Here is a 1088-nt window from a genome sequence, read left to right on the forward strand (position 1 = left end):
CTTCCTTTCCAATGTCCTGAAGGTCTGCTTGCACCTGCTTCCAAGTCAGGAGATAATTGGGGTTTATGCCTTTCTCATGTGGTTTGATAATATTGGGCTCTTTCCAGCCGAAGAATGTCTTCATGCATTTGATCGCATCATACAGCGGTATCCCCTCCCCTTCGTGACTCGGGTCCTCAATGCTTAGTTTCAGAGCATCCATCAGCAAGAACTTCGACCGTTGAGAGCAGGGAGGCCCATTAGGCAATCTGAGAGGGCGTGGTGTTGTTCTTAGAAATGGCTCAATTCTGGCGTTCACTTCTTTTGACATCTGAGAAAGCTTGCCCTCAATGCAGCCGTTCGGTTCGAATCCATCCACATAGGCTCTAAAGTTTTCAAGGCTGGAGAAGTTCGGTGGGAGACTTTGGTCGGCAAGCCTGCGCATGGTTCCTGTGATTTCAAATCTTTCTTCAATTGTTTCTTCGCCTCTTTCGGACTGACGAAAGGAATCCCATAGACCCCTGCTGGCCATTTCCTGCCTTATGGTGAACAGCCTGGTTTTGATTCTTGCCCTGCTCTCTTCGTCAAGAGTGTAATCTGCCTTGGTGGCCATCTCTTCTCCAGTGAATGAGAAAATGTGGATGTGTGTCTTCTCGGATTTTATTTTATTGGCTTTCTCTAGGTAGTATATGTGGACTTCCCTCCTCGTCACTCCAATTTCAATGAAACGGTTTTCCTTGTAGTCATACAGATCCGGGAGAAATTTGGGTTTTTCGGCTCCTGTAGTGTTGCAGATACTATTCACCACTGTCCAGGCCATTGTTCGGTCTCTCCCTTCGATTATTTCAAATCGGTGTTTCAGCAGCGCATTTGGATCGCCAGATTCTATTATAGTTGATTCGCCTCGTTCGTCGATGAAGTGGAAATCAGAGTACATGAAGCAGACTTCTAAGTGTGTGCATATTGATGCGAATTTGTTTGTTTCGATTTTCGGATCTTCCCCATATTCTTTCATTGTCTTTTCCGCAAGCTCGACAATCATTGGATTGAAGCACTGTCGCACAAAGTCTTCCATTTTGGATCAGTACCTGCTTTTGCTGATCACGCGA

Annotated in this window: 1 protein-coding gene; it reads right to left on the reverse strand. The window is 45.9% G+C overall.

Going from position 1 to position 1088, the window contains the following annotated elements:
- Positions 1–1054 (reverse strand): polymerase PA (locus CVV68_RS25185; RefSeq protein WP_146239013.1); only part of this gene is annotated, 1054 nt, incomplete at its 3' end.
- Between the last annotated feature and the right edge of the window lie 34 nt (positions 1055–1088).

The sequence above is a fragment of the Arthrobacter livingstonensis genome (genome assembly GCF_003219815.1).
Lineage (GTDB): Bacteria > Actinomycetota > Actinomycetes > Actinomycetales > Micrococcaceae > Specibacter > Specibacter livingstonensis.